The organism is Nitrosomonas communis, from assembly GCF_001007935.1.
Classification (GTDB): Bacteria; Pseudomonadota; Gammaproteobacteria; order Burkholderiales; family Nitrosomonadaceae; genus Nitrosomonas; species Nitrosomonas communis.
In genome coordinates this window covers 2,301,344-2,325,898 of sequence record NZ_CP011451.1, presented here as the reverse complement: position 1 = coordinate 2,325,898, position 24,555 = coordinate 2,301,344, and the positions used below count along the sequence as shown (strand labels likewise).

Below are 24,555 nucleotides of genomic sequence, written 5' to 3'. Positions count from 1 at the left end.
AAAAAGTATTCTAGAAAATATAGAAAGAGAAACCACACAATCATTGAGGCGGGGGATTATCATGCCATTGATAAGTGAAAAAATACTGGCTGGTCAACGTGTCTTAATCACCGGCGGAAATTCTGGGATCGGTGCAGCTATTGTACGCGCAATGGCAAAGGCAGGCGCGCGAGTGGCGATCAATTATTTGTCAAATAGCCCAGACGCGGAAATACTTGCCGATGAGATCCGAGAGGGTGGCGGAGAAGCTCTAACCATCAACGCGGATATCAGTCAAGAAGCACAGGTCTGTGCCCTGTTCCAAGCAGTCGTTGAAAAATGGGGCAGCCTCGATATTCTGGTGGCCAATGCGGGTATCCAGCAAGATGCACCATTTACTGAAATGACCTTGGCACAATGGGAAAAGGTGCTCTCGGTCAATCTTACCGGTCAATTCCTTTGTGCGAGAGAAGCCGTCAAAATATTCCTGCAACGCGGCGTGAGACCGGAATTATCTTGCGCTTGCGGAAAGATTATTTTCATTTCTTCGGTGCATGACATCATTCCCTGGGCCGGACACGTGAATTATGCTGCTTCCAAAGGGGGACTGCTCATGTTCATGAAGAGCTTGGCGCAGGAAGTGGCTCATCAGAAAATCAGGGTGAATGCTATTTCACCCGGTGCTATTCAAACACCGATCAACCGTGCCGCCTGGCAAACACGACAAGCAAAAGCCGATTTACTTACCCTCATCCCATATGGACGGATAGGCGAGCCTGCGGACATTGGGCGTGCCGCTGTCTGGCTAGCGTCCGACGATTCGGATTACGTGATCGGCACAACTTTGTATGTCGATGGTGGAATGACCCTGTACCCGGCCTTTCGAGACAATGGCTAATTGGGCGCGTGTGGTTGTGCGAGTTCCCTGGATAGCCTCATTCTTCATAGTTGAACTGAACCTTTTCCCTGAGCGCTTGGTGCCAGAAAGATTAAAAAATATCCAAATTCAGCACTGTTTACTACCAACCGGAAACAAATTTGTGAGTTTGGATTACTTGTCGGAGATCTGGATAGCTCCTGCTTGGCACGCGATCCATAGGGTTGTGCAGATTATGGGGTATCGATCTCAGCCAGCCGTACTTTGATTTACTGTTTGCGATCATCAAGGATAGTTACCGTGCTACCATCCGATACGCCGATCATGCGCCCAGTATAATCCTGAGTCACTGCAAATAACGGCAACACAAGGTAAAGTAATACCAGGATAAAACTCTTTTAAAATTAATGAAACTCACTATAAAGCCTTCGCTTGCTTGTCTCTTTCATCCTTCACTTCGTTAATTAATTGTCTCACTACCTTACAAGGTATCCGTCTTTATTAAATCACAACACATTGACACGCTATTTAACACTACTTGTGGCAATAACATAAGCTACTTCAGTGCTGATTGGTGATTATTTTGCGTTCAGATACTGTTCAGGGTTAAGTCCATACAATATTTATAACCAATGAAATTTTAATCACATCAAATTTATTGATGAATTTCATTTGAAATATTTATTAGGAGTGCATCATGAATGCAAAAAAATTTATCTCATTTTTAGTCGTGATTTTCATTTTTCTTCTCAGCGGATGTGTAACTCCTTCTTATTACGGAGGAACAGGATACTCTAGAGCAGCAGGCTATTATCCAGGTGCAGGCTATTACGGAGGACCGAGATATTATGGAGGAGTTTCATTTGGGTACAGATATCGTCCATCAATTTACCTTAATCAAAAGCACTTTCGAGGACATAGACATATCCATGGTGGACATAGACATTTCGACAACGCACACCGAGGTGGAGGCCATAGAGGGCATAGTCATAGGCATTGGAAAGGACACCATCGAGGCGGTCACCATCATTGATGAGAATCGATATAGAAACTTCCCTCATAAAGTACCTAAGCAATCGCCATAACATCTATTCCGAACCATTATGAACCACTCGACATAGATTACCGACCGCAAGTACGCCTTCCTGAACGTCACGCGTTACAACACTACCCGCCCCGATTGCAGTTGAAGTTGAAATATACGCGAGTACCCAAATGGATATTTGAACCGTAATCACTGATGTTACGCGATCTTCATTTCTTGTAATTGAGCATAGGCTATGCTGATCGGCTTTAATGAAAAATTTCGCTCGCAATGCAAAATGATTGGCCTTATATTTGATCTTCAAGCATTTCAGCTTCAACAAGGCATAGATGGCCATGAAAACATGATTATTCTGCATAGTTACCGTGCGGGTTCGCAATTTTGCCAATCCCGCAATGGATTTCAGAGACTTATGAAATTCTTCAATTTTTCACCGTTTCTGGTAGATCGTTGCGACATATTCGCCATTGCACGTCACATCAATGCACACTAGATTCAACAAACCGGTACTGAATCGCCCCGGGAATTCCGGAGATTTGTTTTGTTGAGTCAAGCTACATCCGTTGACTCCTTAAATTGGCGATAATATGCCATTTCGAATTCAGCCGGTGGAATATTTCCAATCGGCTCCAATAACCGGCGATGGTTGAACCAATCCACCCATTCCAAAGTAGCAAATTCCACTTCATCGATAGTGGGCCAGGGCCCGCGATGCCGTATGGCCTCTGTTTTGTATAATCCATTAATCGTTTCAGCCAGCGCATTGTAGTAAGAGTCACCGACACTACCAACAGAGGCTTCAGTATTGGCTTCTGCCAGACGTTCCGCACAACGGATCGAGAGATATTGACTACCCCTGTCGCTATGATGGATTAGTCCCTTGGTTTCCCGCCGTGCCCATAATACCTGTTCCAATGCATCGAGTATTATATCGGTATGCAAGGATCGGCTGACCTGCCAGCTGACAATGTATCTCGCAAAAACATCAATAATAAACGCCACATAAACAAATCCCGTCCACGTTGCAACAAAGGGGTGAGTAGACCAGGGGAATTGCACCCCCCAGCCCCTCGCAGGTAGGGTCGAGTACTGGCGCGTTAACTCGGGCAATAGGTACCAACCACCCCTTGTCACGTTTCCAGCACCCTCCACGTCGAACGCAGCATGCGGATTTCCCGCACTGCGCTCCCCCGCATGTTTCACATCAAGGTTTATGAGACCTATCCTGCTGGCGTAGCTTTCGGCTCTGGTTTTAACATCCGGTAGCCATGAAACAGCCCCAGTTTGCCATATAACCACTGCCTATTCCACCTTCGCCAGCCGAAGCCCCGTCGTTTCCGGGATCGCATCAAATGTCGCCTCACTTTCTTTTCTATCCAGTCTTGTATGTAGTTGAAGCACCGACTCGAGTGCCCAATCGCAAAGTAGTTAACCCAGCCACGCAAAATCGGATTAATCAAATGTATTACTCGATCAACCGGTTGTGACTGATACCTTCGGAACACTTCCTTAAGCTTTTGCAATAGCGCCGTGCGCTTTTTCTGCTTCGGCACATAATACGGTCTCCATACGCCTCGGAGACTACGGATGCGTAGAAAATCAAACCCAAGAAATCCGAAATTCTCTCCGCGACTCAGGTCTCTGATACTGCTCTTCTCTTCATTGACCTCAACCTGTAGTTTGGCAAATTCTTCCCGCAGTCGCTTCTCCACCGCCTTCCTCAGCCAGTTATTCCTCTGATGCGCATCGACCAAGATCACCATATCGTCAGCAAATCTTGCATACTCGACATAGGTGTACTTGCCATAACGCGTGACTTCCTTCGCCCGTTCCAGCATCCGATCTACCTCGTTGAGATAAAGATTGCTAAGTACCGGCGAAATCACGCCACCGGTGAGTCGGCCGAGAGTACTTTCCCCTCAGCCGCTCTTAGGAATCAGGATTTAATAATCCCAGAAATTATGCTGGCAGATGGAATAGCAACATAATTCCATTTCGGTAAAAACGGGTCAAACTCAATGGTGATATTTTCTTTAAAGCCATCCGCCACTTTGCGCCCAGTTTCAAACACTCTATCCATAATTGAGATAAAGACCTTTAGTCCCTGAGAAGTTTTTGCTTTACTCATGACTGCTTTGACCCGCTCGACACTGGTAAAAATAACTCCACTACAAGCTTTGGTGATATGAGGAAATAATCGATGCTCTATGGGATTATATTTTGACGTGTACGGGGGATAGTGAGCGATACGAATCTCAATAGCCAATTCATCTGCCAATTTCTGTAACTCCTCTTTAAAGATAGCGTGGCGTGCATTATTGCTGCCTCCACAGTCGCAGAGCAATAAAATACTCGTCGCCTTTGGATAGTCCAGTTGACCATAGTTCAACCACCCATGCCGGATACAGGCGCAAGCAAATTCAGAGGTATCATGGCTCGTGCCTAATACGATATAGCCGCTTTTGCGATGGATGTCATACAGCCCATGAGGCACAATTTTACTGTCTGCCAGGGATGCAAAATCATGATCATTGATCCGCACGACCTCAGTGGTATAGAGCTTTCCGGGGCGATAAAAATTACCGATCAATTCTTTTTTTTAACGTCCATACTCATCACCGGATTACCCTGGACCCGGTACTCTTCTTTGAGGCGCTCGATATTTTTGAACTGCTCGTCCCGATGCGGCAGGTTCTTTTTCCCGGCTTCAACCTTGAAGGCTTGACGGCGGCGAAAATGATGTTTGTCGAGCAATTGATCAATAACGGTCACACTCACGCTAAATCCGCACTGTTTTAGCTTCTCAGCCATTTCGTTGCGGCTCAAATTTGACCACTTTACGGATTCATCCATTGGTGAGCCGGCAGTATGATTTTTTAACATCTCTTTCAAGAAACAAATGTAACACAATGGTTTTACAGCAAATATTAAGTAGCCTCAGGAACAGGGGTAAGATTAAACCCCAGCTTCCGAGCGCGAACAGTCAGATGATGCAACACGCGTTGACGATATCGCTCCTCATAGTACTCCTGCCCTTTATCGACGTACTCGGTTCCTTTCGTTAGCATCGTGTAGATCAAGCGCGCCAGTTTGTGTGCTGTCGCTGTGATTGCCTTTGCCTTGTCGAGTCTGCCACATAATCTTCTGTAATAGGCACCCAGTGCAGACTGGCTGGATTTCAATGAAACTGCCGCCATGCGCAGTGCCTGAGCCGCACGGTTCGCTGTGCGCTTGCTTGCCCCCGATAGCACTTTTCCGCCCGATATCTTTGTTCCAGGACACAACCCAAGCCACGAGGCAAACTGCTTCGCACTCTTGAACCTGCTCATGTCAGCGCCCACTTCACTCAGGACTTTCATCGCAGTCATCACTTCGATGCCGTCAATTCGCGTCAAATCAACCCCACACATGCCAATCAGATGGGCACGCAAATCAAATTTGGGAGCGTTCTTGACATTGGAGCGGCGCTTCTTCTGGCAGATCTCTACCTTGTGCACCTGAAGTACCGCCAGCATGGTTTCAAGCTGCCGGTCACATTCGGTGAGTCGTTCGCTGTAGGCGTCATAGAGTGACATCGCTTGCTTGAGTGCAAACAGGTGTTCTTCCCGCCAATTCCCGACTAACGATTTCTCAATCTCGTCTTTGCCAGCCCGGATGCGATTGCTCTTGAGATTCGCCAGGATGTGCCCATCTCTCTCACCAGTAATGATGGCACGAACGATCTTTTGACCGGTTTCGCCCACAATATCCGAAATCACGTTCGCCAATTGTATGTTCATTTGCGCCAGAGCCTTTTGCATATGTTGCACATGTCGCGCCTGATAACGGATCAGCATATCGCGTTGATGAGATATGGCTCGTAGTGCACATATCTCATCTTTCGGACGGAATGCGCCAGACATCAACCCAAAGCTCATCAGTTGCTGTAACCATTGGCAGTCCAGTACATCCGACTTCCGGCCAGAAACATTTCTAACGTGCCGCGCATTTACTAGATACACAGTCAGCCCGCGCGACTCCAAAAGTTCATACAGTGGAATCCAGTATACCCCCGTCGATTCCATTGCCACAGTGTCAATTTCACAGGCCTCTAACCAGTCCGCTAAACCATTCAGGTCTGCGGTGAAACTCTTGAATTCCCTTACCGGCTTGTTATCTCGATCCGGCGGTACCGCCACAAAATGGCTCGCAGAGCCAATATCAATCCCCGCTGCATTCGGATGGATTAACTCCAATTTACTTCGCTTGAACTTTGCCATGACATCCTCCATTATCTCTATTGGAATGTCGCGCTGGTTCAGGTACGTCGTTGTACTCACTCTTTCAAACGGGATGTCCGTTGCCACGGACTCACCAATGTCGCCGACGTGACCCATGACCACGCTAAAAAACGGGCGGATTAGCACCAGTGATGGGTCGGTCTTCTCCAGCGCGACATTCCAACTTTACTCCTCAAGCTCTGACGCCGCTTGTTTCTTCTGCGCGCCTTGCCGCCTCTAGCGGATTACTACGCTAAAAAAGCTTCATCCAGCCCTGCCATCGTCTCCACAACTGACTTTCGCCCACCCCCTGCTTGCCGAATACGTTCCTCCTTTTCAAGCAACGGCATCTTTAACTCTTTCAGGCCACGGCTAACGGTGCCTTCATCGCAGTGTAATACCTGACAAAGGTAGGTGATCCCTCCGTGACCCAGCTTTGCCGCCTCAACGGCAGCATAGCGGCGGCGGTCTTTTTCCGATAAGCTGTGATAAAAATTGCGCATTTGCGCTTCGACTTCCGGGGCATAGGTGGTTATCTTCATTGTCAGAACATAACCGAAATACTCTATCCGCGGCAACTTAATTTACAACTCAAAGCTCTGGAGTTATTGAATCCTCGTTCCTTAGAACCGGACGTGAAGCTCTCGCTTCATCCGGCTCCCATTAAACAAATGAACCTTGTATTCCCCTTTTCCAGTGCGCAAATAGGTAAGGCCGCGTCTCAAAAGTCTTTATCAGATATTGACACGCTCTGGCCTTACTGTATCTGAACCGCTTGTATTTGCGCATGCACCATTTTATAAGTGTGAAATTTATTTGACGCATAACAGGTTTCAATGCTGATTTATTGAACCTCCCATAATAGTTGATCCATCCATTAAGCATAGGATTGAGCCAAAGAGCTACTTCTTCTAAACTCAAATCGCTTCTGTTTCGCACCCCCGTTCTTCTTATCGTTCTATTTATTGATTTCTTGGCTTCTTTACTTATCGCCGGCGTAAAGCTCAAAAACATTCTGCCTTCGAAGCCTTTCACCATTCTTCGGCGAAATTCATAACCTAAGAATTTAAACTTTGTGCTTTGATGGTACCCTTTTCGTGCGCCATCTTGACAGTAGACTATTTTTGTCTTTTCAGAATGCAGTTCTAAACCACACTCGACAAGACGTTGATTAAGCTCAGCTAACAACTTTTCTGCCGACCATTTTGTTCTGCAATGGGCTATCCCATCATCGGCATACCGACACCATGGTTTTTCTTGATGATTACGTGTCATCCACACATCAAACGCATAGTGCATAAATAAATTACTCAACACGGGGCTTATCACACCGCCCTGAGGCGCGTACCTAGCGCCCGCTTGACGAGCTTTCCATCTGGCATCTGCATAGGAGCTTTCAACCATCGTTCTATGTACAGTATTATCCACCGATTATTGGTGTGTTTCCTCACCGCCTTCATCAATAATTATGGTCGATATGGTCAAACAGGCCTTTGATATCAAACTCCAATAGCCAATTGAACTGCCAACATCTTTGCCGCGTGACTCCCACCGCGTCTAGTGCAGACTTATTTGGTCTATATCCGTAGGAGTCGTCCAAAAAGTGAGGTTCAACGCATGGCTCAAACGCCAGTTTAATTGTCATTTGGGCTATTCGATCCGAGACCGTTGGAATGCCTAACACTCTTTCTCCTCCTTGTTTCTTGGGTATCGCTACCCCCTTAACGGCCGGAGGAAAGTAAGCACCTGATGATAATCTATTCCAAAGTTTATATAAGTTTCCCGATAAGTTCTGTTCAAAATCCTCAAGTGACTCCTGGTCTATACCAGCAGACCCTTGATTGGCTTTGACTAATTTGAACGCTTCCCACACTAATGCCTTGGGAATATCAAATGGTTTTGCTGCCTTCATTATTTCATCCTTCTGCAAGTTGAATAATAAATTAAGCTTGTTTAACACTACCCCTTCGCTCCATTTCCATTACAGAAACTTCATCACTACTACGAGTAGTCCCGCCACAGTTCTTGGCCTTGGTACGCTCATTCTTGGAAGGTCACTTCCTTGAATTTTTCCCTTTTCATCCAAGCGACTGCTTCCTGTAGTTCCCTATAAATGCCTGAACTAGACTCACGCCTCCTGCACACCGGACACCACCCACCCAGTAATCAGGTTGCTTGTGGATTTATCCCGCCGCCCCACAAATAGCTGCAGTTTTGATGTCATAAGGGCTTTACGATGCTTCAACAGAGATTCAGTTTCATTCGTCTCTCTAGTCCATACCTCGCCAGATTTTATCCTCTGACTTTCTTCAACGCTCACGACCACCGCCTTTTACAGCAGCCGCTTGAAGTGGTTTGATACCAGCACCTGAACGCCGATATCGGAGGGTCGATTCCTCCATCATCTATAGAGCTTAAGCTCAGCTTTACGCAAATAATTTTGCGTTTGTTGCGCGTCTACAGCGCACTTGCGGTACGCCTTGTTTACCAGAAGCTTTTAGCATTACTTTCAACAAGTGCATTACGTCATCATCATTGATTCGTTGCGCGACTTTCTTCAACAGCAGTTCATGTCGAACCGTGTAAAAAATAGGCGCGCAGATCAAGATCAATCACGCGTGTCTTGTTCTGAACAATTGCTTGTGCCACTCGTTTCACCGCTTCATGTGCCGTGCGCTTTGGACGGTAGCCAAATGACCCCGGTTGAAAATTCGCCTCGAAGATCGGCTCTATTATTAGCTTGAGCACACCTTGCACCACCCGATCTCGAATTGCCAGAATCGATAGGGTTCTGAATTTACTCTCACCCTTCGGTATTCCCTTATTTCGCACTGGTAGCGGCACATATATGCGCCCAATCAGTTCTTCCTGTATCTGCGCAAGAAATGTCGCTACATCCTGCGTCTCGATGTCATCAAACGTGACGCCGTCAGTGCCTGGCACGCCGTTATTTTTCTTGGCCATCTCATACGCCATATGCAGCGTTTCTATCTTACCAATATGGACGTATAAACCCCAAAAACGCCAGGACGGTTCAGCCTTCGCCTTGACGTATATTCTCCTCCTCAGATCCTGCAAACTACTGAACGCTTTTATCATGTCGTCCTTGCCTTTCATATCGTTAGAGAAATTACAAACGGTAGGGCTCCTTCGTATCCACAGCCGTTACGCCGTTTCATCGCCACTACGAGCCTATCCGACTCCCTCTCGCCTTCGATCCACTTCCCGGGTTCGCCGGTTATAGGATCTACCTTGCTCAGACGATTTCGCATCGGGGCGAGTAGGGTCTCTCCAGTTGCTTAGCGTGTCTTTATCACTGTGCTGTCGCTACTACCCCGCCAAAGTGGAATAGTCGTATCGGCCAGTTTTCGACTACCCATGCTGCCTTCGCCGTACGGTTATGAGCTCGGCCTTCGGATCTTCTCACTTTCGAGGCTACTTTTGCGTTTACTTTCGTTACGGCCCGGTGACTCGCACTTCACCAAGGAAAGTCTTGTCGATAGGCTTCAGGATATTGGTTACCCGCCTTCCCGCTATCCAAGCTACGGGGCTTCTGACTCTTTCCCCGGCAGGTCTGTCTCCTGCTGAACACGCCAGCCTTCGCTGGACGCATAACCGGACGTGAGCCTCTCAGCTCATCCGGCTCTCATTATTCAGTCGTAGGGGTATCCCAGTTCCCAATGCACGAATGCATGCTTGCACGTTCATTCAAGCATGCATTCGTGCGTCTCGCGCGGATTTTGTGCCGGGCGAGGGGCTTGTGCTTACGTCTTAGCCAGCGCGTCAAGTAATCATTCATGTGCTTCCAGATTGCTGACATTGCCGAGCCATGAAAACGTCCATAATAGCTCTGCCAGCCCCGCAGCACCGGATTGAACCTACTCGAGAGATCGCTGAGCTCCTTGTCGCATTTCAATTGCAGATGCCATCCCCGGATAGTTTGCCGTATGGCGCGCAAGGCATCGCGACTGACTGCCGGTGCAAAATTTACATAGACTCTTCCATACTTATCCACCGCTTTGCGTGGTCGAAAGGTATAGCCAAAAAATGTAAATTGCACGTGAGGGAAATCACCCTGCCGATTGATGTCTTTGCAGTACATAATGTGCGTTTTCTCAGGATGCAATTCAAGCCCACACTGCCGAAAACGCTCGTCAATCTTTTGCAACGTATAGTGCGCTTGCGCCAGGCTCTTGCAATGAACCACTGCGTCATCAGCGTAACGGCAAAAGCGCACGCTGGGCAGTTGCTCCGAGTGATCCATACGTCAAATGCATAGTGCAAAAATAGATTGGCCAGCAACGGGCTCACGACACCGCCTGGTGGCGTGCCACGTGTTCGCTGCAGCAATGTACCTTCCGCAGCTTGATGGGTGCTGTTAACCACCGTCCAATACACAGCAAGCAGCACCCATGATATCCGCAGTCTTCCTGAGGGCACGCATCAATAAATCGTGCTCAATATTATTGAAGAGCTCGTTGATGTCGAATTCGATCACCCAGTCATATTCCCAGCTTCGCCGCCTCACTATGGCGATCGCATCGAGCGCTGAGCATGCAGGTCGATAACCATAGGAGTTGCAATGAAACAAGGGGTCCAGAACGGGTTCAAGCATTCGCTTAACTGCTGTTTGCGCTATGTTGTCAGCAACTGTCGGTATGCCTAACATGCGCACGCCCCCTGATTTCTTGGGGATCGGCGCCTTTGATCGGCGGCGGAAAATAACTACCGGAACACATGCGGTTCCAGAACTTGTACAGGTTGTTACTCAAACAGCGCTCGAATTCTTCGATTGATTCACCATCTATGCCCGCTGCGCCTGCGTTTGCCTTAACACATTGATAGTCTTCCCAGATAAGTTTCTTGGGAATATGGTACGACTTGGTCATGGGGCTACGCTCCTCCTGCTTGCGCAGTTGGCGCAATCCCATGCCGGAATGACGCAACTCCTTTGCTCCACCACCATTACAGCAGCTTCATCGCTACTACGAGTTGCTCCGTCCCTTGGTGGCGCATCGCTACTGTCGGCCTCGCCCGTTTGGCTTGTGCCTTTCGCTTGCCATCGACACCGAAGGTTCCCGCAGTTCAGCGTAAGAGCCCGGATCATGCTGACGCTGCCTCTATGCCGGACACCGCCTGGCCCGTAAGCAGGTAACGGCCAGACTGCTCCTGGAGTAACATCGCCCTCCAGTTTTGATGTCATCTGAGTGCTTTCGACACTTGAACGGCAGCTCACGGTTGTTCGTCTTCCTTGATCCAAACCTGATGCCTCGAGGCACCTTTTCCATAACGCTCACGACCCAGGCTTTTGGCCAAAGTCGCTTAAGGTGGTTTGCAACCCGCTCCTGCAAGCCGATTGCGAGGGGCCATACCCTCATCTCTTACGCCGCTTGCTGCGGCACACTACTGATTTGGCCGGATTGCCGCGAATTGCCGGTTAACTTTATCTATTCGCCGGGCAAGTAAGTCATCTGTAATCGTTGTCCAACATCGTCTACCACGTCTGACACCTTGCAATCCAAGCTTCTTCATCAGCCGTTCAACAGTACAGCGAGCAGTAACAATGCCTTCTCGTAGCAACTACCGCCAGACTTTGTTGGCTCCATAAACTTTGAAATTATTCTTCCATACGCGCGGTATGTCACTTTCAAGCTCCTTATCCCGTTTGATACGATCAGGCAAGGCAATCGATCAGGATCTCGTTCGCGTGCTTTGTGTTCATAGTAACTCGACGGGGCAATCTGAATTTGCTCGCAAATCGGCTCGACCCCGTATTGTTCTTTATGCTGATCAACAAATATCAGAAAATAATCGCGAATATTCTTTTTTTACCACCTCGTAACATTCACAGCATCTTTCTTCCAGTCTGTGCCTATCCAGAACACAAATAGTTCCTCGACTGTAATCAATAATTTTTTCTTTTTGGAGATTAGAAGCAGCCGATGTTATCCCTTCTCTACGTACACCCAACATAATAGATATCAGCTCTTGAGTCATACATAATTCATTACCGGATAATCGATCTAATGAAAGGAGAAGCCATCGGCAAAGTCTTTGATCAATTTTTGATGACTATTACATACTGCAGTTTGAGAAATTTGAGTCATTAAAGCTTGCATATAGTGTAATAAAATATTTCTAAAGGAAATTGATTGAGTGAAAAGTTTTGTTAGATGGTAAACGGGCATGCGGAATGCTTCTCCTGAACCTTGTATAATTACTTGGTGAGGCATTGTTTCACCTCCCAATAAAATAGGTACTCCCACAAATCCTTCTTTACCAATATCGCTAATTTCTGCAGATCCTCCATTTTCTAAGATATACAGCAGTAAAAACATTCCACTAATAGGGAAATAAACATATTCCAATTTCGCTTCTGACTCACAAATAATATCGCCAATATTAACGGGAACTAATTTAACTGCCGAGCTTATGGTTGCTTGCTCATCTGATGATAAAAGAGAAAGTAGAAAGTTGTCAGAAAGGTTGTTAAAGTTGATATTCATATATACTTTATACAACTAATGAGAATTTTTCTTTGTTAACTTGGTAGCTTATTTTAAATTATATTAACACCTCTATTTCTTCTGGATTATTCTTTCTTTAAGTGCTGATCACAATTTACATGTTTGCAGCACAAGACATCGGATCACAGTTACTTATAACCTGCTATCCAAGATCGTGATGCCGTTTAACCATCTCATTGACTATAGGGCACCTCTAAAAATACCTAAAAAAAGCAAATCAATTCAACCAGGAGGGCAATTTCACTTGATTCTCAAAGTTTTTCTGTCCAATAATTAAATTTTTCTAAATTCAAGGTGATTCGGGTTGTTATCTTCTCGTTTTTGCTCCCTTTAAGCCATTTCGGGCGCACTAACCCTATCGAAACTGAAATACCCTTTTCGAATCAGCGTCGCTACACGCTTGATGTTATAGACGAGGTTGAGTAAGCCTATGTGTACTTTTGCTCTCCCATAACCTATGGTACGAATCGTGATTCCGCCCAGTTCATTCGTCATCGAACCAAACACATGCTCGACTCGTGCACGCACCCGTGATTTCTCTTTGTTACTGGATTTTTGTGCTTGCGTGAGGGGATGATTGCGAGCGCCTTTTTCGTGAATCTGACTCGTGTATTTTGAGGTGACCAGACTTTCTTCCTGTGCATTGCTGCGGTATGCTGAGTCCGCATAAATATCTGCGCCTCCCACTTCAGGGGATTGCAGCACTTCTTCCAAAACCTGACTGTCATGAATTTGCGCTGAAGTAACTTCCCATGTGGTTATCAGCTTGGTATCGCGATCCATATTGACGTGATCTTTGTAACCATAAAATGATTCGCTGTTCTTCTTCGTCCAACGCGCATCAATGTCTTTTTGCGCCAGTTTGTGGGGATTCTGTCCCCATTCAATCGGAACGGCATCTTCTTTAATCATCTTGTTTTCTTCACGTGTACTGCGTTGTTTAGGCACACTCACAAAGGTCGCATCAATGATCTGACCTGACTTCAGTTCTACCTCCAACTCTCGTAAACATTCATCGAATCTTGCAAACAGACGATCCATCAGATGGTTCTCTTTTAACTCTTCCCGGAACGACCACATGGTCTTTGCGTCAGGCACTACCCCTGCCAGACCAAGTCCCAAAAACCGCATGAAACTCAACCGGTCCCGGACTTGATACTCCAGCCGATCATCTGATAGATTATTCATTCTTTGTAATACCAGCATTTTGAATAGCATCACCCGATCAAAGGGTTTGCGGCCTGCTTCACTTTTCCGGGGCTTCGTCGTTGTCTCTGCAAGAAGATCAGCGAATAGATTCCAATCGATTATGCGATTCAGCTCTTCAAGCGGATCATTTAACTTACTTAGCTGAGCATATCGATTGTCAAGGTCAAAAAAACCGAGTTGCATGGTAAGGACTCATATCGGGGAGCATAATCTCATTATTATACATTTGAAACAACGTGTTATCCTGGACAAATCAAGAAAATACTACTTTCTCCTAACGCGCCTCATTTTATAGCTTGAATTTTTAGAGGTGCCCTATATGGGAACACAGACTTAATGTGGATGACATGATGATATGCCAGCAACGTCTGAATATTTATACTGCTAGCTTTTTAACCAAAAGGAGCATTTCCAACATATACAAAACGGAACTGGTAGAACAGATTGCAGCACAAACAGAGATACCCAAAACCACCGCAACCAAGGCCTTGAAAGCCCTGATCGATAGTGTAGTGGCAACCGTCGCCAGGGGTGATACGTCATACTTCCTGGCTTTGGTACTTTCAAGTCTACCAAGCGTGCCGCTCGCACCGGCAAATACCCGAAGACCGGTGCAGCGTTGAAGATCGCTGCAACCACAGTGCCAAAATTCACGGCTAAATCCATTTTCAAGACAGCAGTAGCTACAACAAAGAAAAAGAAGAAATAACCTTGATTTAAACAGAAAACGGCTGTGTTGCTCTTTACATTCATAACTTAATGAGTTCCAGGTAACGGTAGCGTCCGCATGTATAGACTCCACTTAAATACCCTTGGATACGCGATCAATAGCCCTGGTTGGTGAGAGTGAACGATAAAACGAAGTCGCGTTGGGCTTAGGCAAAGTGGAGTTCCACATCATCGCCCATCCAGGAGCCATGAGCGGGCACGGGATGAATTACCCCCATGCTCGGCCCCGCAACCGCCCCGCAGCGCCCCACTATACACGCGTGAGGGGCCAGTTTGCCCTACTATTCCCCGGAACGCGGCAGGGCCGACCTGCACTATCCGCCGCACCCGCCTACCGCCTAGCTTGTCTTTCGCCGCCTCCTCCTGGATCCTGTCCGACACGCTGTTAGCCGCCTCCTACAGCGCCTGGCCGACAAATAGACGTAGAGTATGGTGGCCTAGAATGCATGCAATAGAATTGAGGATTTTCTTGACATCCTCAAAATAATCCACATTGCTTTTTATAAAATATCCTGCTTAAATCAAAACTATAGAGCTAAACAATATAAGGATAATATTTTGATTATAAATGAGATTATTATCTGTATAAAATTTAATCGATCCAGTAAATATTGTTACAAATAACCATCTTAGCAACAGTATTTACAGATTACCCACAAAGTTATCCACAAAAATTGTGGACAAGTAACAATTTAGTAATAGTTGCAACCTTTCGCATCAATAAGGGCCTAGAAAAAATAACTTGAACATTTATGCGGTTGTGGGCTGACATCGAGGCTCGTGATCTGGGTGACGGTGGCGTGAGTACTGTGGCCAAAGCAGTGGGAATTTCCCGCACAACGATTTACGCGGGCCTTGCGGAATTGGATCATACCACCCTGACTACCCTGGCTGCGCCCAATCAACGGGTACGCACCCAGGGAGGCGGACAAAAGAAACTTACCCGTAAAGATCCGACGTTATTGCGGGATTTGGATGCCTTGGTCGATCCGACTTCTCGCGCAGACCCAATGGTAGCGTTGCGCTGGACGTGCAAGAGCACCCCAAGACTGGCAAAAGAGTTGCAGGCGCAAGGTCATGCGGTCAGTCAGCGGACGGTGTGTGACCTGCTGGCGCAAATGGGTTACGGCCTGCAATCGACACGCAAGACGCGAGAGGACGGTAATCATCCTGACCGCGAGGACCAATTTCAGCATATTGCCAGTCAAGTCGCGCAGTGTCAGGCTGCTGGCGATCCGGTGATTTCGGTGGATACCAAGGCAAAAGAACTTGATCGGCGATTGCACGAACAGTGGTCAGGAATGGCGGCCAAAGGAAAGCCTGAAGAGGTTCGCGTTTACGATTTCATCGACCCTGACTTGGGCAAGGTGGCGCCGTACGGGGTCTACGACCTGACCGCCAACCAGGGTTGGGTGAGTGTCGGCATTGATCACGACACCGCTGAATTTGCCGTCGAAAGCATCCGCCGTGGTGCCGGAGATGGGGCAACCGCTTTATCCCAAGACCAAACGCCTGCTGATTTACAGCCGACTGTGGAAGCAGCAGTGGCTACCGGATGCGCTTGTGGCGTGTACAGTTGCAGAAACTGGCAGATGAACTGGGGATGACCATTCAGGTTTGCCATTTTCCACCTGGAACCAGCAAATGGAACAAGATTGAGCATCGCATGTTTTGTCACATCACCCAGAATTAGCGTGGACGTCCACTGCTTAGCCGGAAAATCGTGGTGAACCTGATCGGCAACACGACTAAAGCGGGGAGCTTGCGGATTCAGGCTGAACTTGATGAAAACACTTATCAGGCAGGCATCAAGGTGTCGGACTAGGAGCTTGCCGAACTGGCTATTGAAAGAGAGGGTTTTCACAGTGAATGGAATTACAAAATTAAGCCGCGAGTATCCGTGAATATAGCATGATGTGTTCAAGTTATTTTTTCTAGGCTTTTAAGATTAATACCGGCAGCACCAACCAAACATAGTGCTAACGTACAAAATAAAAGCAGATATATAAAAGAAAAGCCGCGTATCTGTAATTGATATCGCGGCTTTTTCAGGATTCCTTGTTTTCTGGAATTTAGATGTTTTTATTCTAAATATTGGCTAATTGAATTGAGGATATACGAACTATTCGGTTAATAAACTGAGATCTCGTTTTTGTTGATCCTGTGCCATTCTATGATGAATAGCAGCTTCATTCATATTCTCTTTGATAGAATGTTCTAAATATCTGATATTAGCTAAAGTATGGGCCTCAAGGTCTTGCCCTTTTCGTCCGTAATAGTAAGTATGTCCCTCATATTTCTGAAGCAACTCTTGCTGTACTTCCAGCTTTGCTTTCATCTCTTTGACCACATCTTCGTAATGTTTAGCAACAGTCCTGTGATCATTAGGGTCAATGGAACCCAATTCAACATTACGAATTTCATTGCTGTGATTGCTCGCTAATGGACTCATTTGGGCACACCCAGACAAAAAACCAAGCGCCAATATACCTATCCAGAAAATATTCGTTCTCATCATAGCATCTCTATAAAACAACTTAACTTTGCTCCTTCATTTGCTAAAACATTTTGATCATGTCTTACTTTGAAAATAGCTATGCTGAGAATACGCTCTTTACGGGATACATCTTATATAATCTATCTTTTACTCAGGATATTTCTCTCTCATCCCCAACATCTATAACTGCGCTCATTACTCATAATAAGATTATGGTTTTTAATACATTAACCCTCTTACCAAACCATTATTAGTTTTGTATGTTTGCATAATATCGACTTAAAGCACAAAAAATAAGTGCTAAAAAAGGAAATTTATTGTTTCTCTATGAGATACAGTAAAATTGTAGGATACTTAAACTTAAAACATCAATATGGGGTGCAAAAGTTTAAGTAGATAATGGACAGAAATACGTGGCTTTGAAAAAGCTTAGCAAGCGCATATCGAAAGCACCTCCACGGGCCGCCGGATGCGCACGCCGGCTGGGTATTCCCCATGTATTCCCCATGCCCGCCCCGCGACTGCTCTGCCCCACAGCGGCCAATTATGCGCGCCTGGGGGCCAGTTTGTACCCAACTCTCTCACCGGTACCGAGATCGTACCGACCACAGAGTATAAATTACCGCTGAATTACTAAAAACAAGGTTCCCCGTAAATAACAAAACCTGACCGTGGATATGTTCTTCAAATCCAGTACATTCAGAACCATTCTAACTTGTTATTCCATTTTTAAATCTAAAGGATATTTATTAAATTATTTATTGATGTAATTTCAATAACTTGCTATATATAATAATTAATTTTTGATCTGGAAATGGAATTAGACCATAAAAGAAGCTGAAGGAATAAAAAGTATACAAATGCATTATTGACCGCCTATTTGCCATTCCTTAGCATCCATTATGCGAAAGAGCTCATGAGCGCAAGATATGCAAAGAGAAAGCTTCCATAGCTCTGTTTTGTGTGAGAGTGATTCTGAATAGTAAAAACCTGGACCAAGTCTAATCTGACACAGGTGCTCAATCATATCAGTAACTGTACGATTTGACCTGAGCTAGCACATTATAGGAGTAAAAGCCATGTCAACCGATTTCACTAACTGGCAAATTTTTCAGAGTAATGAGGATACATTATTCATTCAATCTACATTAGAGGGTGACGAGCTTACTGGAACTGTCATTAATGAAGATGAAGATGTTGGACTATTGAATGGAATAGTGACCGGAACCAGTTTTGGATCCTTTGCTGACTTTAAGATCAGCTGGGATGATGGAAGTGTTGGTTCATACTTAGGTATGCTTGATCATGATATACGCTTAGTCGGCATTACTTTTTCTGTTGATGACCCCGTCACCCAAGCAACGTGGGTTAGCAGTTAACACTTAGAGCCGCTAACACAAGTCATCTACGAAACGTGAGAAGATGACGGCTGCAGCTAAAGAGATCAGCGCAAAGTAGACATCGAACCTGCGCTCGAAATGGATGCGCAGCTTGCCGAGTGAAACAATTAACAGAAAGCCTATACTGTCACCAAAGAAATCCTCTGGGCTACTGTATACACGATCAGTGGTCCCGGTTAGTGCGAATGAAAGCTAAAGCGTAGTCGAGTTTGGCTTAAGCGGGATGAACGCCACGCTATTACCCGTCCAGGCGCCGTCAGGAGAGCACGGGATAACTACCCCATGCCCGCCCCCCGCGACTGCCCCGCAGCGCCCAAATATGCGCGCCTGAGGGGCTAGTATATCGTTTCACAAAAATAGATACATTATGCGGCAAAATCGAAGTTGCGCCACCGATAGATTACTGGTGCAGCATTCATCTCTGCAATGCCTTTCATAATTCTGTCCTTTAGCTCATCCCTTAAAGCGACTCGGATAGGACGCAAAAAGGTTCTTGCCATTTTCGAGCATACCGACTCAATCAGATTTAGCCACGAGCCATGCTTAGGTGTGTGAACGTAACTGAAACGCTCCGGATGCTCAGCTAGGTAAGCCATGGTTTCTTGCGAGATGTGGGCAGAATGATGGTCGAGAATCAACCGAATGACCGATCCCTGGGGATAGTACGCATCCAGCTCTTTCAAGAAGCCAATGAATTCCCGACTGCGGTGACGATCGTGCACCTGCGCGATGATGTGTCCATTGTGCAAATCGATTCCGGCAATGATCGACACCGTACCCTTTCGAACGTACTCATGATCGCGAGCCACACATGATTGCTCGCCAGCAATGGGAGGCAAGTCCCGTGCAGTATTGGTCAGCGCTTGAACACCGAGTTTTTCATCTACGCTAACCGTGTATATCGGCCGTTGATCTGGCATCTCATTTTCAGCATCCTGCGCCATGGCAATTTCTCGATAGACCACCAATACCTCATGCATCTTCTGCTCAAATCCAGCATCGCGTTTTTCCAGATAATAGCGAATACGATGCGGTTTGATATCGTGAGCATTGAGGATACGCCATACTGTCGCCTTTGCAGCTCGCTGCAAGCACGGGTGCCCAGCTGCTACAGCACCTGACCGCACAAACTGCGCCAAAGCAGAAAGTGTCCACAACTCTGCAGCCAATGCGTGATCTTTTGGTTTAGTACAGGCCAAATTCACTACCCAGCCAGCCGCCTCCGGTGTAATATGAGCTTCCTTGGGCCGATGGTATTTGTCTTTTAGTATGTCGTCAAAAATAACTTCCAGAAATTGGATTAGAATGTTCATGCAGGATTATGGATAATAAAGCCAATTTATAATTGGTGAATGACAAATTGTGGCTGTTTACGATAAAAGCATTGAACTGAAGATGCAGCGGTTGTTTCTGCTGCTATCAGAAAAGGATCGGCGGCGGTATGCGGGGATTGAAGCGGCCAAGCTAGGGCACGGCGGTATTGAGTATGTGTCTGGGTTATTTGATATGGATCCCAAGACGGTGCGACGTGGTCTGGTAGAACTGGAAGTGAGTGAGGATCCTGCGCCGAGCCGGATCAGAAAAAAAAGGTGCGGGACGTAAAAATGCAATGGTTCACAAGCCTACCCTGGAAGAAAATTTCCTCAGGCTACTTGCGGAATTTACCGCCGGCGATCCGATGCGCGAAGGTGTCTTATGGACCAATCTATCACGTTGCGAAATTAGTCGCCGCCTGGCTGAAATGGGCACATCAGCAAGTCGGTACACGGTACGTAAATTATTAAAGAAACATGGTTTAGGACAGCGTAAAACGCGTAAGAAAAAAACGCTGGGAGCCCATCCTGATCGGGATGCCCAGTTTCAAAACATTGCCAGACTTAAGGCAGCGTATATGGCCAAGGAAGAGCCTGTGATCAGTATTGATTCCAAAAAGAAGGAATTGATTGGCAATTTCAGTCGAGAAGGTTACACCTATACACAGACGCCTGTAGATGCTTTGGATCATGATTTTCCCAGTGCCGGTGAAGGCAAATTGATTCCGCATGGCATCTATGATCTGGCGCGAAACGAAGGGCATATGAACCTAAATACCAGCCACGATACCAGTGAATTTTGTTGCGACAGTATTGCGCATTGGTGGAAACAGCAGGGTTGCCAGCACTATCCCAAGGCCCGGCGGTTGTTGCTTCTCTGTGATGGTGGCGGCAGTAACGCCGCCAATCGACATGTGTTCAAGGAAGCTTTGCAGGTGCTTGCCAAACGGCTGGGACTGGAAATTCGTGTTGCCCACTATCCGCCTTACTGCTCAAAGTACAACCCTATTGAACACCGGTTGTTTTCGCACATTACGCGTGCCTGCCAGGGTGTGGTGTTTCATTCGGTCGCCATTGCCAAACAATTTATGGAGAAGACTAAAACCTGCAAGGGTTTAAAAGTAACCGTGGATATATTGACCGGGGTTTACGTTACAGGAAAAAAGTGTGCAGAGAATTTTCTTGAAAATATGAGGATCATCTTTGATGACTATCTTCCTCGCTGGAACTACCGGGCAGTCCCACAAACAATCTGATTTCGGGAAGTTATTTTTAGCTAAATCCTTAGTCCTGTTTCCACCCCCGCAGCCAAGGCCTTATCGATGCATTTGTAAACTGTGGCACGTGTAACCTTTATTTCCCTGGCAATCCCCGCAATATCTGCTCCATCCGCGTAGCGTAATAGCATTTGTGCCCGTTCTACTTCTCGCTTGGGTGCCTGCGCGAACCTGATAGCTGTCTCAATCGCTCACGCTCTTCTACCGATAGTGCCAGTTTTCCTCGCCCACTTTTTCTTGCCATGTTTGCTCTCCCGTTATTATCGAACAGGAGGATTATGGCTCATACTGTTAAATATGTATATGTTTTAATGAAACTAAGCACTAGTTTGAACCCTCTTCTCTTCCCTCTGTGTCGAGGTAGTACCGGGCATAAAGTATAAATTACCGTTTAGTTACTAAAACGCTATCAAAATGAAGCGCTGCGTAAAAAACAAAGCCAAACTTTCAATATGTGCTTTAAATCTTATATCCGATATTCTGCACCCTTTTCATAACTCACTGATAATTCTTCATTAATTTTTCCGAAAAAATGGGTATGAAAAAATATCTCAAGAAAATTCAGATAATTGCGAATGGGGTACGGAATGTCGGTTATATATTAAAATTTATTGTTAATTGGTTAAATGCGAATTAAGAGCTAACTCGTAAAAAATTCCAGAAAAATAGAGCCGCAGCCAGCTTTCCGAATACATGCACCATTAACCCCTTATAAGAACGAACTTTGCTGGCACATTCAATACCTGTTCTTTCTTCAATCCAGGCAAATAAGGCTTCAATCGGTTGCCGCACGCGAGAAACCGCTGTAGGCAACCATTGATCCTGTGGTTCCAGATGGTGTTGCCCTGTTTGTTTTTTAACCGGTGTCAGGACAGTCAGATTCTGGGCTTGCCTGACCTCTTCGGCGTCTGGCCGTTGATAAGCTTTATCCCCATACAGTTCGTTGTTGTGCAATTGTGGCCGAATCTGATCAAATATCTTGCCATCATGGTCGCTAGCGCCGGTTACACCAATGTACTCAGGGATCGGCAATGAGCCTGGTTGGCTGCGCCCAATAATATGGACCCGCACGCCATAATAGTATAACTTCTTTGTGGAGCAGTAGCCTGAATCAGCCAACTGTTTCGCTACACATGCGTTAAACCGATGACCTTGCCTCGCAAGGATGACCGGAAATGAATCAGTCAACCAAACCTGCCCGGCATTCCTGGTTGCCTGTTCTTGCTGAATCAGTGCTAATAAGGGGGCAAACACATCGGCTACCCGATTCAGGCGTTGTACATAAGCCACATAACCTGGAAGTCGTGGAAACCAATCGCGTAAGTGGCGATCCGCATACTCATAAATACCTTTGATCTCTCTATGCTTGTCCATTACACCGAACAGGAAGAGAGTAATGACTTCTTCGTCGCTAAAGCTTAAATCCGCGTGGTTGCTCATTCTTTGACTATAAATCCAAAGGTTTTGCTGATAATGCTTGCAAACATAGAGATAAATCGCTATTAATCGGTCTTGCCAGTTCATTCGTTATCTTGATTTATTGAGGTTGGGTGATATCTTCCTCAATAGTTTAACGTTATCGATGAACTGGCTTCTATTTCAGCTCTTAATTCGCATTTAAGCTATAAATAACACCAGACGCCTTAAAGCATGATTGATGCACTAGGTTGTAACTCCAAGCCCGTCTGATACGCTCGTACTGATACGCGGATGAAAAATGATTCTTCACGTCCTGCTCCAAAGTTCCTATATTTATATATAATTAAAATAGCAAGACAATAAATCACAAAACAGCATTAAGAGGCTGAAGATCGGTTTGGGTAAAGAATATACTTTCTGGAGAGTTCAAAGCAAATGCTGCTTTTTTCCGTATTAGCATAATTGCTCATAACCTATTTATTCTTTTCAGTCTTTCCTCCTATAAGTTTGACTGTATGTTCAACTTAACGTATATTTTTCAACAGAGAGTTATTATTTTCGGTTCTATGTGAAATACCGTGGGTAAGTAAACCGAAGTTTTCCACATAAGAAATAAATCATATTGATGAAGTTGTTAATATTCCGATAGCCTCTGGCGCGCCGTTTGGCAAGCTGAATCTTGTTATTGATGCCCTCAAGAATGCCGTTGGTCAGACGGGATTCAACAAAGTGAATAATCCCGTTCCAGTGAGAAGTGACCGTATTAGCAAAAGCCTGGAAAGCTGGAATGCCGGCTTGCTTAACCTCATTGCACCACTGCGTGAGAAAAGCGTGGGCACTGGTCTTATCCGGCATGCTCCATCGATCATTGAACAGTATTTTGAGGCGGTAGGCCTCTCCCAAGGTAGGGTAGAGGCGAAGTATGTCAGTTAATTGTTGCTGTTGTGTTTCTGAGAGTGATTCGCGGTTTTTTAGAAGAGTGTATTGGTGGCCTTTAAGCGCATCGTGTTCCTTGCGTTCAGCTTTGCGCACTGCATCCATTGCTTGATTGAGCAGTTTGACGATATGGAAACGATCGAAGGTAATCTGTGCACAGGGGAAAGCATCTTTGACGCCGGCAATGAAAGCAGGCGATAAATCCATGCTGACCTGCTGAATTTGCTCTGCCTGTGCCCCTTTTGCTTGCAAATGCTCGCCAATAGCTTGAACGGCTTGTTTGCCTTTTCCTTCATTCACATAAATCACACGTTCACTTTCCATATCAACTCCCACCGTGACATAGTTGTGCCCTTTGCGCGTGGAAGTTTATCGACACCCAGCTGGCTAACAGCAGCAGAATCGTCTGCATCAGCGCTTTGCCTACCCAATGGTTGAATATCGTCCAGATGCATTGTGGATTGACTTGCATTAGCTCAGCAACACGATCAACCGGCATTTCTCGTTCAATCATGGCCAAAACCAGGGCTTCAAACAGCAAGGTAAAACCACTGTTGGCGCATGCCCACGGTACCGCTACATTAATTACCTTACCTGCCGATGTCTTGATGCGGGGAACGGCACAGTGCAGATAAGAAGTATGCTCAAAGAAGTTAAGGTGCTGCCATGTCAGCTCCACTGTGTCATAAACACCACAAAGATTTCCTGCCTCATCTGCAAATCGTGCCCCTACTGCAAAACCAATCTGTAGGTGTAACTCTTTTCGCTTTGATTCAGCATGAACAAACTTTATTTCTTTAACTTCCCAAGGAGACTGAAGGCCTAAAGCCAGACTAAACAAGGTTCCATTATTCATTATTCAATAATGCCATACCCACTAAAATTCATATAGAGCCAAGATAATTCGCCGCGCTACGGCTTTGTCGGTACACGGCGATGCTGTGTATAGTAGCGTGAGTTCTACATAAGAATCATTACACTACGGCTGAAGGAGCTTGGGGAAGTCTGATATTAAGCGAGGGTTTCTCCTTACGAATAATGATGAGACTCTTTTCCGAAATTCATTATCATAAGCAATTCAGATTCCT

29 protein-coding genes and 6 pseudogenes are annotated in these 24,555 nt (G+C 46.0%); 9 read left to right on the top strand and 26 right to left on the bottom strand.

Translation table 11 applies throughout. The annotated features are described in order from the left end of the window. The first annotated feature begins 61 nt into the window (after positions 1 to 61). Positions 62 to 877 (top strand): SDR family oxidoreductase, encoded by an 816-nt coding sequence (locus AAW31_RS10525; RefSeq protein WP_046850201.1) that lies wholly within the window; start codon positions 62 to 64, stop codon positions 875 to 877. A gap of 842 nt (positions 878 to 1,719) precedes the next feature. Next, a complete protein-coding gene (locus tag AAW31_RS20715) occupies positions 1,720 to 1,941 on the top strand; it encodes a hypothetical protein (protein ID WP_158441487.1) in 222 nt (73 codons plus the stop codon). A gap of 3 nt (positions 1,942 to 1,944) precedes the next feature. Here the strand turns inward: AAW31_RS20715 and AAW31_RS22115 are convergent, their stop codons facing one another. The 16 genes and pseudogenes from AAW31_RS22115 to AAW31_RS23625 form a co-directional block, all read right to left on the bottom strand. Beyond that, a complete protein-coding gene (locus AAW31_RS22115) occupies positions 1,945 to 2,238 on the bottom strand; it encodes a hypothetical protein (RefSeq protein ID WP_200899604.1) in 294 nt (97 codons plus the stop codon). A gap of 93 nt (positions 2,239 to 2,331) precedes the next feature. Beyond that, complete coding sequence (locus AAW31_RS23140) at positions 2,332 to 2,454, bottom strand: hypothetical protein (protein ID WP_258920389.1); 123 nt, start codon at positions 2,452 to 2,454, stop codon at positions 2,332 to 2,334. Continuing rightward, positions 2,451 to 2,930 (bottom strand): annotated as a pseudogene (locus tag AAW31_RS10505) (DDE-type integrase/transposase/recombinase); the annotation flags it as partial. The pseudogene AAW31_RS10505 and the gene AAW31_RS23140, both read right to left, overlap by 4 nt. A 191-nt stretch (positions 2,931 to 3,121) precedes the next feature. Then, positions 3,122 to 3,787: a group II intron maturase-specific domain-containing protein gene (locus tag AAW31_RS10500; protein WP_046850197.1), complete on the bottom strand. Its 666-nt coding sequence runs from the start codon at positions 3,785 to 3,787 to the stop codon at positions 3,122 to 3,124. A 50-nt stretch (positions 3,788 to 3,837) separates the two neighbouring features. Continuing rightward, positions 3,838 to 4,754: pseudogene (locus tag AAW31_RS10495) on the bottom strand (ISAzo13 family transposase). Between the two features lie 74 nt (positions 4,755 to 4,828). After that, on the bottom strand, positions 4,829 to 6,160 hold the full coding sequence (locus AAW31_RS10490) for an IS110 family RNA-guided transposase (RefSeq protein WP_046850196.1): 1,332 nt from the start codon (positions 6,158 to 6,160) through the stop codon (positions 4,829 to 4,831). Positions 6,161 to 6,408: 248 nt separating this feature from the next. Further along, positions 6,409 to 6,702 (bottom strand): hypothetical protein, encoded by a 294-nt coding sequence (locus tag AAW31_RS10485; RefSeq protein WP_046849032.1) that lies wholly within the window; start codon positions 6,700 to 6,702, stop codon positions 6,409 to 6,411. A gap of 121 nt (positions 6,703 to 6,823) precedes the next feature. Continuing rightward, positions 6,824 to 7,564, bottom strand: coding sequence for a reverse transcriptase domain-containing protein (locus AAW31_RS22110; protein WP_200899603.1), 741 nt, complete (start codon positions 7,562 to 7,564; stop codon positions 6,824 to 6,826). Between the two features lie 55 nt (positions 7,565 to 7,619). Further along, positions 7,620 to 8,120, bottom strand: coding sequence for a reverse transcriptase domain-containing protein (locus tag AAW31_RS22105; RefSeq protein WP_200899602.1), 501 nt, complete (start codon positions 8,118 to 8,120; stop codon positions 7,620 to 7,622). Positions 8,121 to 8,288: 168 nt separating this feature from the next. Further along, complete coding sequence (locus tag AAW31_RS10475) at positions 8,289 to 8,480, bottom strand: hypothetical protein (RefSeq protein WP_046848830.1); 192 nt, start codon at positions 8,478 to 8,480, stop codon at positions 8,289 to 8,291. A gap of 248 nt (positions 8,481 to 8,728) precedes the next feature. After that, complete coding sequence (locus AAW31_RS10470) at positions 8,729 to 9,259, bottom strand: reverse transcriptase domain-containing protein (protein WP_200899601.1); 531 nt, start codon at positions 9,257 to 9,259, stop codon at positions 8,729 to 8,731. A 550-nt stretch (positions 9,260 to 9,809) separates the two neighbouring features. Then, the gene (locus tag AAW31_RS22100) at positions 9,810 to 10,424 is read right to left on the bottom strand and encodes a group II intron maturase-specific domain-containing protein (protein WP_200899600.1); all 615 of its coding nucleotides are present in this window, start codon (positions 10,422 to 10,424) and stop codon (positions 9,810 to 9,812) included. 114 nt (positions 10,425 to 10,538) lie between these two features. Then, positions 10,539 to 10,829 carry a reverse transcriptase domain-containing protein gene (locus AAW31_RS22095; RefSeq protein ID WP_200899599.1) on the bottom strand — a complete coding sequence of 97 codons (291 nt, stop codon included), beginning with the start codon at positions 10,827 to 10,829 and terminating at the stop codon, positions 10,539 to 10,541. Then, a complete protein-coding gene (locus AAW31_RS22090) occupies positions 10,804 to 11,049 on the bottom strand; it encodes a hypothetical protein (protein WP_200899598.1) in 246 nt (81 codons plus the stop codon). Before AAW31_RS22090 ends, AAW31_RS22095 begins: the two co-directional genes overlap by 26 nt. Next, the gene (locus AAW31_RS19905) at positions 11,046 to 11,363 is read right to left on the bottom strand and encodes a hypothetical protein (protein ID WP_200899597.1); all 318 of its coding nucleotides are present in this window, start codon (positions 11,361 to 11,363) and stop codon (positions 11,046 to 11,048) included. The genes AAW31_RS22090 and AAW31_RS19905 overlap by 4 nt, the downstream gene beginning before the upstream one ends. 200 nt (positions 11,364 to 11,563) lie before the next feature. Further along, positions 11,564 to 11,740: an IS3 family transposase gene (locus tag AAW31_RS23625; RefSeq protein WP_392390569.1), complete on the bottom strand. Its 177-nt coding sequence runs from the start codon at positions 11,738 to 11,740 to the stop codon at positions 11,564 to 11,566. A gap of 31 nt (positions 11,741 to 11,771) precedes the next feature. On the opposite strand from AAW31_RS23625, the gene AAW31_RS21595 reads away from it, so the two are divergent. Beyond that, the gene (locus AAW31_RS21595) at positions 11,772 to 12,002 is read left to right on the top strand and encodes a hypothetical protein (protein ID WP_162488641.1); all 231 of its coding nucleotides are present in this window, start codon (positions 11,772 to 11,774) and stop codon (positions 12,000 to 12,002) included. On the opposite strand, the gene AAW31_RS22790 is transcribed toward AAW31_RS21595, so the two are convergent. From AAW31_RS22790 to AAW31_RS10455, 3 genes are all read right to left on the bottom strand, one after another. Next, positions 11,951 to 12,157, bottom strand: a complete 207-nt coding sequence (locus tag AAW31_RS22790; protein ID WP_235264355.1) for a helix-turn-helix domain-containing protein — start codon at positions 12,155 to 12,157, stop codon at positions 11,951 to 11,953. The genes AAW31_RS21595 and AAW31_RS22790 overlap by 52 nt on opposite strands. Before the next feature lie 26 nt (positions 12,158 to 12,183). Next, positions 12,184 to 12,666, bottom strand: a complete 483-nt coding sequence (locus AAW31_RS10460) for a Crp/Fnr family transcriptional regulator (RefSeq protein ID WP_235264354.1) — start codon at positions 12,664 to 12,666, stop codon at positions 12,184 to 12,186. Positions 12,667 to 13,017: 351 nt separating this feature from the next. Beyond that, the gene (locus AAW31_RS10455) at positions 13,018 to 14,079 is read right to left on the bottom strand and encodes an IS5 family transposase (RefSeq protein WP_046850195.1); all 1,062 of its coding nucleotides are present in this window, start codon (positions 14,077 to 14,079) and stop codon (positions 13,018 to 13,020) included. A 164-nt stretch (positions 14,080 to 14,243) separates the two neighbouring features. On the opposite strand from AAW31_RS10455, the pseudogene AAW31_RS10450 reads away from it, so the two are divergent. After that, positions 14,244 to 14,605 (top strand): annotated as a pseudogene (locus AAW31_RS10450) (HU family DNA-binding protein). Between the two features lie 188 nt (positions 14,606 to 14,793). On the opposite strand, the gene AAW31_RS10445 reads toward AAW31_RS10450, so the two are convergent. Continuing rightward, a complete protein-coding gene (locus AAW31_RS10445; protein WP_046850194.1) occupies positions 14,794 to 15,006 on the bottom strand; it encodes a hypothetical protein in 213 nt (70 codons plus the stop codon). A 371-nt stretch (positions 15,007 to 15,377) separates the two neighbouring features. Between AAW31_RS10445 and AAW31_RS10440 the strand changes: the two genes are divergently transcribed. Together AAW31_RS10440 and AAW31_RS23620 are read left to right on the top strand one after the other, a co-directional pair. Continuing rightward, positions 15,378 to 16,232 carry an ISAzo13 family transposase gene (locus AAW31_RS10440; protein WP_052752193.1) on the top strand — a complete coding sequence of 285 codons (855 nt, stop codon included), beginning with the start codon at positions 15,378 to 15,380 and terminating at the stop codon, positions 16,230 to 16,232. Next, positions 16,181 to 16,450 (top strand): annotated as a pseudogene (locus AAW31_RS23620) (ISAzo13-like element transposase-related protein). Before AAW31_RS10440 ends, AAW31_RS23620 begins: the two are co-directional and overlap by 52 nt. 297 nt (positions 16,451 to 16,747) lie before the next feature. Here the strand turns inward: AAW31_RS23620 and AAW31_RS10435 are convergent. Further along, a complete protein-coding gene (locus AAW31_RS10435) occupies positions 16,748 to 17,143 on the bottom strand; it encodes a hypothetical protein (protein ID WP_052752192.1) in 396 nt (131 codons plus the stop codon). A gap of 408 nt (positions 17,144 to 17,551) precedes the next feature. Continuing rightward, on the bottom strand, positions 17,552 to 17,731 hold the full coding sequence (locus AAW31_RS20695; RefSeq protein WP_144412922.1) for a hypothetical protein: 180 nt from the start codon (positions 17,729 to 17,731) through the stop codon (positions 17,552 to 17,554). A 470-nt stretch (positions 17,732 to 18,201) separates the two neighbouring features. On the opposite strand from AAW31_RS20695, the gene AAW31_RS10430 reads away from it, so the two are divergent. Beyond that, positions 18,202 to 18,501 carry a hypothetical protein gene (locus AAW31_RS10430; protein ID WP_046850193.1) on the top strand — a complete coding sequence of 100 codons (300 nt, stop codon included), beginning with the start codon at positions 18,202 to 18,204 and terminating at the stop codon, positions 18,499 to 18,501. 386 nt (positions 18,502 to 18,887) lie between these two features. Here the strand turns inward: AAW31_RS10430 and AAW31_RS10425 are convergent. Then, positions 18,888 to 19,790 (bottom strand): annotated as a pseudogene (locus tag AAW31_RS10425) (IS630 family transposase); the annotation flags it as partial. Between the two features lie 127 nt (positions 19,791 to 19,917). Here AAW31_RS10425 and AAW31_RS22085 point away from each other — a divergent pair. Further along, entirely contained in the window at positions 19,918 to 20,124 is a 207-nt protein-coding gene (locus tag AAW31_RS22085) for a hypothetical protein (protein WP_046851391.1), read from the top strand. A gap of 7 nt (positions 20,125 to 20,131) precedes the next feature. Then, positions 20,132 to 21,091 carry an ISAzo13 family transposase gene (locus AAW31_RS10415; protein ID WP_052751990.1) on the top strand — a complete coding sequence of 320 codons (960 nt, stop codon included), beginning with the start codon at positions 20,132 to 20,134 and terminating at the stop codon, positions 21,089 to 21,091. A gap of 20 nt (positions 21,092 to 21,111) precedes the next feature. On the opposite strand, the gene AAW31_RS19900 is transcribed toward AAW31_RS10415, so the two are convergent. The 3 genes and pseudogenes from AAW31_RS19900 to AAW31_RS10405 form a co-directional block, all read right to left on the bottom strand. Then, entirely contained in the window at positions 21,112 to 21,243 is a 132-nt protein-coding gene (locus AAW31_RS19900) for a helix-turn-helix domain-containing protein (protein ID WP_082110417.1), read from the bottom strand. A gap of 502 nt (positions 21,244 to 21,745) precedes the next feature. After that, the gene (locus AAW31_RS10410) at positions 21,746 to 22,636 is read right to left on the bottom strand and encodes a transposase (RefSeq protein ID WP_046850192.1); all 891 of its coding nucleotides are present in this window, start codon (positions 22,634 to 22,636) and stop codon (positions 21,746 to 21,748) included. Between the two features lie 459 nt (positions 22,637 to 23,095). After that, positions 23,096 to 24,323, bottom strand: a pseudogene (locus tag AAW31_RS10405) (ISL3 family transposase). Positions 24,324 to 24,555: the final 232 nt, after the last annotated feature.

Coding starts and splice junctions, on each gene's coding strand:
- AAW31_RS10410 (WP_046850192.1), bottom strand. CDS start 22,636: ATGAACTGGCAAGACCGATTAATAGCGATTTATCTCTATGTTTGCAAG.
- AAW31_RS22790 (WP_235264355.1), bottom strand. CDS start 12,157: ATGACTCAAGAGCTGATATCTATTATGTTGGGTGTACGTAGAGAAGGG.
- AAW31_RS22110 (WP_200899603.1), bottom strand. CDS start 7,564: ATGGTTGAAAGCTCCTATGCAGATGCCAGATGGAAAGCTCGTCAAGCG.
- AAW31_RS19905 (WP_200899597.1), bottom strand. CDS start 11,363: ATGACATCAAAACTGGAGGGCGATGTTACTCCAGGAGCAGTCTGGCCG.
- AAW31_RS10490 (WP_046850196.1), bottom strand. CDS start 6,160: ATGGCAAAGTTCAAGCGAAGTAAATTGGAGTTAATCCATCCGAATGCA.
- AAW31_RS10435 (WP_052752192.1), bottom strand. CDS start 17,143: ATGATGAGAACGAATATTTTCTGGATAGGTATATTGGCGCTTGGTTTT.
- AAW31_RS10440 (WP_052752193.1), top strand. CDS start 15,378: ATGCGGTTGTGGGCTGACATCGAGGCTCGTGATCTGGGTGACGGTGGC.
- AAW31_RS22115 (WP_200899604.1), bottom strand. CDS start 2,238: ATGGCCATCTATGCCTTGTTGAAGCTGAAATGCTTGAAGATCAAATAT.
- AAW31_RS10485 (WP_046849032.1), bottom strand. CDS start 6,702: ATGAAGATAACCACCTATGCCCCGGAAGTCGAAGCGCAAATGCGCAAT.
- AAW31_RS10470 (WP_200899601.1), bottom strand. CDS start 9,259: ATGATAAAAGCGTTCAGTAGTTTGCAGGATCTGAGGAGGAGAATATAC.
- AAW31_RS10430 (WP_046850193.1), top strand. CDS start 18,202: ATGTCAACCGATTTCACTAACTGGCAAATTTTTCAGAGTAATGAGGAT.
- AAW31_RS19900 (WP_082110417.1), bottom strand. CDS start 21,243: ATGCTATTACGCTACGCGGATGGAGCAGATATTGCGGGGATTGCCAGG.
- AAW31_RS22085 (WP_046851391.1), top strand. CDS start 19,918: ATGCAGCGGTTGTTTCTGCTGCTATCAGAAAAGGATCGGCGGCGGTAT.
- AAW31_RS10455 (WP_046850195.1), bottom strand. CDS start 14,079: ATGCAACTCGGTTTTTTTGACCTTGACAATCGATATGCTCAGCTAAGT.
- AAW31_RS10460 (WP_235264354.1), bottom strand. CDS start 12,666: ATGAATATCAACTTTAACAACCTTTCTGACAACTTTCTACTTTCTCTT.
- AAW31_RS10525 (WP_046850201.1), top strand. CDS start 62: ATGCCATTGATAAGTGAAAAAATACTGGCTGGTCAACGTGTCTTAATC.
- AAW31_RS22095 (WP_200899599.1), bottom strand. CDS start 10,829: ATGTTAGGCATACCGACAGTTGCTGACAACATAGCGCAAACAGCAGTT.
- AAW31_RS22090 (WP_200899598.1), bottom strand. CDS start 11,049: ATGACCAAGTCGTACCATATTCCCAAGAAACTTATCTGGGAAGACTAT.
- AAW31_RS10415 (WP_052751990.1), top strand. CDS start 20,132: ATGGTTCACAAGCCTACCCTGGAAGAAAATTTCCTCAGGCTACTTGCG.
- AAW31_RS22100 (WP_200899600.1), bottom strand. CDS start 10,424: ATGGATCACTCGGAGCAACTGCCCAGCGTGCGCTTTTGCCGTTACGCT.